Here is a 5,164-nt window from a genome sequence, read left to right on the forward strand (position 1 = left end):
TATTCCAGCGGCGTGACCTGCTTGCCGAACTTCTCCAGCTCCTGCCAGCGACAGGCGCTGTAGAGGCGCGGGTAGGAGTCGCCGAAGGCTTCGCGCGGGAACGGGGACTTGTCGAAGATTTCCAGCGCGTGCTTCAGCGAGGCCGGCAGCACCGGCGCCTGTCCGTTGCCGACATGGCCGCGACTGGGCTCACCGGGATCGAGCTTCTCGCGGATGCCGCGCAGGCCCCCGGCCAGCATCGCCGCCAGCGCCAGATACGGATTGGCGTCGGCGCCGGCGAGGCGGTGTTCGATGCGCATCGCCTGCCGCTCGCCGGACGGAATGCGCAGCGCCGCGGCGCGGTTGTCGTAGCCCCAGCTCGCCGAAACCGGCGCGTGGCTGCCGGGCTGGAAGCGGCGGTAGGAATTGGTGTTCGGGGCATAGAGCGCCATCGTCTCGCGCATGGTCGTGACCATGCCGGCGATTGCGTGCTTGAGCAGCGCGCTGCCTTCGGCGCTGCCGTCATCGAAGACGTTGAAGCCGCGCTCGTCGATCAGGCTGAAGTGGATGTGCATGCCATTGCCGGCGAGTTCGCCGTAGGGCTTGGCCATGAAGGTCGCGGCCATCTGGTGCTGCTGCGCGACGCCCTTGATCACGCGCTTGAGCAGCACGGCGTTGTCGGCGGCGAGGATGGCGTCGTCGACGTGCTTGAGGTTGATTTCGTACTGGTTCGGCGCCTGTTCGGCGACCGTGGTGTCGACCGGCAGGCGCTGCAGCACGCAGGCGCGGGCGACGCCGTCGAAGAAGTCCTCGAACTCGTGCAGCTCGTCGATGCCGTAGACCTGCGAACTCCACTGCCGGCGGCCGGTGCCGGGCGACAGCGGCGGCTGCGGCGAGCCATCCGGCGAGGGCTCGCGATCGAGCAGGTAGAACTCCAGCTCCAGCGCCACGACCGGCGTCAGCCCGAGCGCCGTGTAGCCGGCCAGCACCTGCGCGAGCACCTGGCGCGGATCGCCGAAGAAGGGCTGGACGCTGTCCGGGTCGTACATCGCCATCAGCACCTGCGCGGTCGGGCGCTTGAGCCACGGCACCAGCGTCAGCGAACCGGCGACCGGCTTGCAGAGGCCGTCGCGGTCGCCGGTCTCGATCACGAGGCCGCTGGCGAGCACGTCGTTGCCCCAGATGTCGAGCGCGAACACCGACGAAGGCAGGCGGATGCCGGCGCTGTAGACCTTCTCGACCGCACTGCGCGGCACCCACTTGCCGCGCAGCACGCCGTTGGTGTCCGGGATCAGCAGCTCGAAGACTTCGACTTCGGGATGCGCGGCCAGGAAGCGGCCGACCTCGTCGTGCGCGACGTTGGCGGGACTCATCGGAGGATTCCTCGGGGGCAGGGGCATCGCTTGACGCCGTTCGGGTGTTCGCGAAGACTGCCGGCCGATTGTGATCACATGTTTCCGGAGCTGTCGAGTCCACCGCCTCCCACCCCGATGCCCGTGACGCTGCCCGCCGCCGAGCGCACCGCCGGCGCCACCCTGCACGAACAGGTCTACCAGTCGCTGCGCGGCGCGATCATGTGCGGGCGCTTCGTGCCGGGGCGGGCGCTGACCATCCGCGGCGTCGCGGCGATGCTCGGCACCAGCCTGATGCCGGTGCGCGAGGCGCTGCGCCGGCTGGTCGCCGAACGCGCGCTGGAACTGCTCGCCAACCGCCGCGTCAGCGTGCCGCACATGACGCCGGCGCGGCTCGATGAGCTCTGCGCCGCGCGCCTCGCGCTGGAGCCGCTGGCGGCGGTGCGGGCGCTGCCGCACGTCGACGGCACGCGGCTCGCGGAACTCCGGCAGATCGACGCCGGCATCGACGCCGCGCTCGCTGCCGGCGAGGTCGAGCGTTACCTGCAGCTCAACCAGCTCTTTCACCTGACGCTGTACCGCGCCGGCGAGCCGCAGGTGCTGATCCCGCTGATCGAGAGCCTGTGGCTGCAGTTCGGGCCGTTCATGCGCGCGACCATCGGCCGCATCGGCGCGAGCTACGTGCTCGATCGCCACGTCGAGGCGCTGGCCGCGCTCGAACGGCGCGATCCGCTGGCGCTGCGCCTGGCGATCGAGAGCGACATCCGCGACGGCATGGGCTCGCTGAGCCACGAGGAACTGCTGCGGCTGTACCGGGACGCTGCGGCACCGGCAGAGCGATCTGCATCCGCCCGGGAATAAACCACCCGGCCCGGCGCGTCTCCCGTGCAACGGTCCCGCTTCCGGGGCCGCAGCAGCGGAGACCGCCCCCATGTCCTCATCCCGTTCCGACCGCAGCGCTTCACCCGCCGCCCCCTCCATCGAATCCGGGCAGCCGCCATCCGCCGGCCTCACGCGCCGGCAGGCGCTCGGCTGCCTGTTCTGGGCCGGCACCGGCGCGCTGTGGGCAATGCACGGCGGCGTGCCGCGCTGGCTCGGTGCGATCGGTGACGCGAATGCGGCCGAGGCCAAGACCGATGCCGGTGCCTTCCGCTTCGTGCAGATCAGCGACAGCCACATCGGCTTCAACAAGGCCGCGAACCCCGATCCGCTGCTGACGCTGAACCTCGCGCTCGACAAGGTGCGCGCGCTGCCCGAGCGTCCGGCGCTGATGCTGCATACCGGCGATGTCACGCACCTGTCGAAGCCGGCCGAGTTCGACACCGCCGCGCAGCTGATCGGCGGACTCGGGCTGCCGACCTTCTACGTGCCGGGCGAGCACGACGTGATCGACGAAGGCGCCGGGCGGGCCTGGCTCGATCGCTACGGCAAGGGCACGCAGGGCGCCGGCTGGTACAGCTTCGAGGACCACGGCGTGCATTTCGTCGGCCTGGTCAACGTGCTCGACTTCAAGCCCGGCGGCCTCGGCCGGCTCGGGGCCGCGCAGCTTGCGTGGCTCGCCGATGACCTGAAGGCCGTGCGCGATTCGACGCCGGTCGTGGTGTTCGCACACATCCCGCTGTGGACCGTGTACGCCGACTGGGGCTGGGGCACCGACGACGCCGCGCAGGCGCTCGCGCTGCTGAAGCGCTTCGGCTCGGTGACGGTGCTGAACGGCCACATCCACCAGACGCTGCAGAAGGTCGAGGGCAACGTCAGCTTCCACACCGCCTACTCGACCGCCTACCCGCAGCCGGCCCCCGGCACCGCGGCCTCGCCCGGCCCGCTGGTGGTGCCGGCCGAACAGCTCCGGCACGTGCTCGGCGTGCGCAGCCTGCAGCTGACCCGCACCGCACCCGGTGCGCAGCTGACCGACTACCCGCTGGCCTGACGCCGGCCCGCGCCTTCTGCCCCGACGCCGAGCACCGGCGCTTTCGAGCCGCCCGGCCCCGCGTCCATCGCCGCCCGACCTCCGGAATCCCTGCCATGTCCTTCGCCTGCACCCTCCCGCCCCGCCCGCTCCTTGCCGCCGCCCTGCCGGTGCTGCTGGCCCTGCTCGTGCTGTCCCCGGCCCGCGCCGCCCCCGCAGCGGTCACGGTCACGATCCACGGATACGCTTTCGAACCGCGCACGCTCGTCGTCGCACCCGGCACGCGCATCCTCTGGAAGAACGCCGATGACGTACCGCACAACGTCGTCGGCCTCGGCAGCGCGGCCGCGCTGCGCTCGCCGGCGCTCGATCAGGACGACAGCTGGGAGACGCAGCTCGATGCGCCGGGCGAGATCGACTACGTCTGCGGCCTGCATCCGCACATGCAGGGCCACATCAGCGTGCGCGCTGCGCAATGAACCCGGCCTGAACCCGCCGCCCGGCCGGCTGCGGCCGGGCCGGGCCTTGCGGCTTATGGAGACGGTTCGCACCGTGACGACCGACATCGCTGACAGAACCCGGGCGCAGCAGCGCTACGCGGAGGTGGTCATGCCCTGGATCGATGGTGGCTATGCGCTGGCGCGCTGGCTGACCGGCAACGCCACCGACGCCGAGGACGTGCTGCAGGACGCCTGCGCCCGCGCCTGGGCCGCGCTCGGCAGCTACGCCGGCGGCAGTGCGCGTGCCTGGTTCCTCGCGATCGTGCGCAACTGCGCGTACACCTGGCTCGCGCGCAACCGCCCGCACGCGCTCGAATACACCGACGATCCGGCCGCCACCGAAGCCGAGCGCGGCATCGAGCTGCCCGGCTACGCGCCGCAGCCCCCCGTACCGCCCGAGGCGCTGGCGATCGAGCAGGCCGACCGCGAGCGCCTCGCCGCCGCGGTCGCGGCGCTGCCGCCGGTGTTCCGCGAAACCCTGGTGCTGCGCGAATTCCACGCCCTCGGCTACCGCGAGATCGCCGAACTGACCGGCGTGCCGGTCGGCACGGTGATGTCGCGCCTCGCCCGCGCCCGCAGCCGCCTGATCGCCGACCTCGGCGGGAGCCCGGCATGAACGACCGCCACGAACCCGCCGGCTACCCCGATCCCGACGCCGCGCTGCCGCCGGCCCCGGACGATCCGGAGCGTCTGCTGCTGCACGCCGATCTCGACGGTGAACTCGACCCGGCGGCGAGTCTCGCCCTCGCCCGCCGCCGCGCCGCCGACCCGGCATTCGCCGCCGAAGCCGAACGGATCGCCGCGCTGCACCGGGCCTTGTCGCGCATCTCGACCGAACATGGCCCGTCCGCGGCGCTGCGTGCCCGGCTCGCGCAGCCGTGGGCGCAGGCCGCCGCCGATGTGCCCGTGACCAGCCCCGTGACCGCGCCCGTCACCCCGCTCCCTGCCGCCCAGACCCGAACCCGCCGCCGCGGCTGGCACAGCGACTGGCGAGCGCTGGCCGCGAGCTGCCTGCTGAGCGCCGGCCTCGTGTACGGCAGCGCCGCGCTGTACTTCGCGCCCGATGCACAGCAGGCGCAGATCGCGGCCACCGTCGCCGGCCACCGCCGCGCGCTGCTCGCGCAGCACCCGGTCGATGTCGCGAGCAGCGACCGGCACACGGTCAAGCCCTGGCTCGGCAGCCGGCTGGCGCTGGCCCCGACCGTCATCGACCTCGCCGCCGGCGGCTATCCGCTGCTCGGTGCGCGCATCGAGATCGTCGACGGCCGCCCGGCGCCGACGCTGGTCTACGGCCACCGCGAACACCTGATCAGCCTGAGCCTGATCCCGGTCGGCTCGCGCGAGGAAAGCTCGCCGGAGCTGTCGACGGTCGATGGCTATGGCGTGCTGCGCTGGCAGCACGCCGGCATGGCGCACGTCGCGGT

6 protein-coding genes are annotated in these 5,164 nt (G+C 72.3%); 5 read left to right on the top strand and 1 reads right to left on the bottom strand.

Features of this window, described 5'->3' with window-relative positions; genetic code table 11:
* Positions 1–1,352, bottom strand: a 1,352-nt coding sequence (locus tag PKE44_RS09015; protein WP_324550274.1) for a glutamine synthetase family protein, incomplete at its 3' end; no start/stop codon positions are given.
* A gap of 123 nt (positions 1,353–1,475) precedes the next feature.
* On the opposite strand from PKE44_RS09015, the gene PKE44_RS09020 reads away from it, so the two are divergent.
* From PKE44_RS09020 to PKE44_RS09040, 5 genes are all read left to right on the top strand, one after another.
* Positions 1,476–2,192 carry a GntR family transcriptional regulator gene (locus PKE44_RS09020; protein ID WP_324550276.1) on the top strand — a complete coding sequence of 239 codons (717 nt, stop codon included), beginning with the start codon at positions 1,476–1,478 and terminating at the stop codon, positions 2,190–2,192.
* A gap of 70 nt (positions 2,193–2,262) precedes the next feature.
* Positions 2,263–3,261, top strand: a complete 999-nt coding sequence (locus PKE44_RS09025) for a metallophosphoesterase (RefSeq protein ID WP_324550278.1) — start codon at positions 2,263–2,265, stop codon at positions 3,259–3,261.
* A 95-nt stretch (positions 3,262–3,356) separates the two neighbouring features.
* Positions 3,357–3,719, top strand: coding sequence for a cupredoxin domain-containing protein (locus tag PKE44_RS09030; RefSeq protein ID WP_324550281.1), 363 nt, complete (start codon positions 3,357–3,359; stop codon positions 3,717–3,719).
* Positions 3,720–3,849: 130 nt separating this feature from the next.
* Positions 3,850–4,356 carry a sigma-70 family RNA polymerase sigma factor gene (locus PKE44_RS09035; RefSeq protein ID WP_324550283.1) on the top strand — a complete coding sequence of 169 codons (507 nt, stop codon included), beginning with the start codon at positions 3,850–3,852 and terminating at the stop codon, positions 4,354–4,356.
* A partial coding sequence (locus PKE44_RS09040; RefSeq protein WP_324550284.1) for an anti-sigma factor occupies positions 4,353–5,164 on the top strand: 812 nt, incomplete at its 3' end. The genes PKE44_RS09035 and PKE44_RS09040, both read left to right, overlap by 4 nt.

It is taken from the genome of Plasticicumulans sp. (genome assembly GCF_035331805.1).
Classification (GTDB): Bacteria; Pseudomonadota; Gammaproteobacteria; order Competibacterales; family Competibacteraceae; genus Plasticicumulans.

Coding starts and splice junctions, on each gene's coding strand:
- PKE44_RS09025 (WP_324550278.1), top strand. CDS start 2,263: ATGTCCTCATCCCGTTCCGACCGCAGCGCTTCACCCGCCGCCCCCTCC.
- PKE44_RS09035 (WP_324550283.1), top strand. CDS start 3,850: ATGCCCTGGATCGATGGTGGCTATGCGCTGGCGCGCTGGCTGACCGGC.
- PKE44_RS09030 (WP_324550281.1), top strand. CDS start 3,357: ATGTCCTTCGCCTGCACCCTCCCGCCCCGCCCGCTCCTTGCCGCCGCC.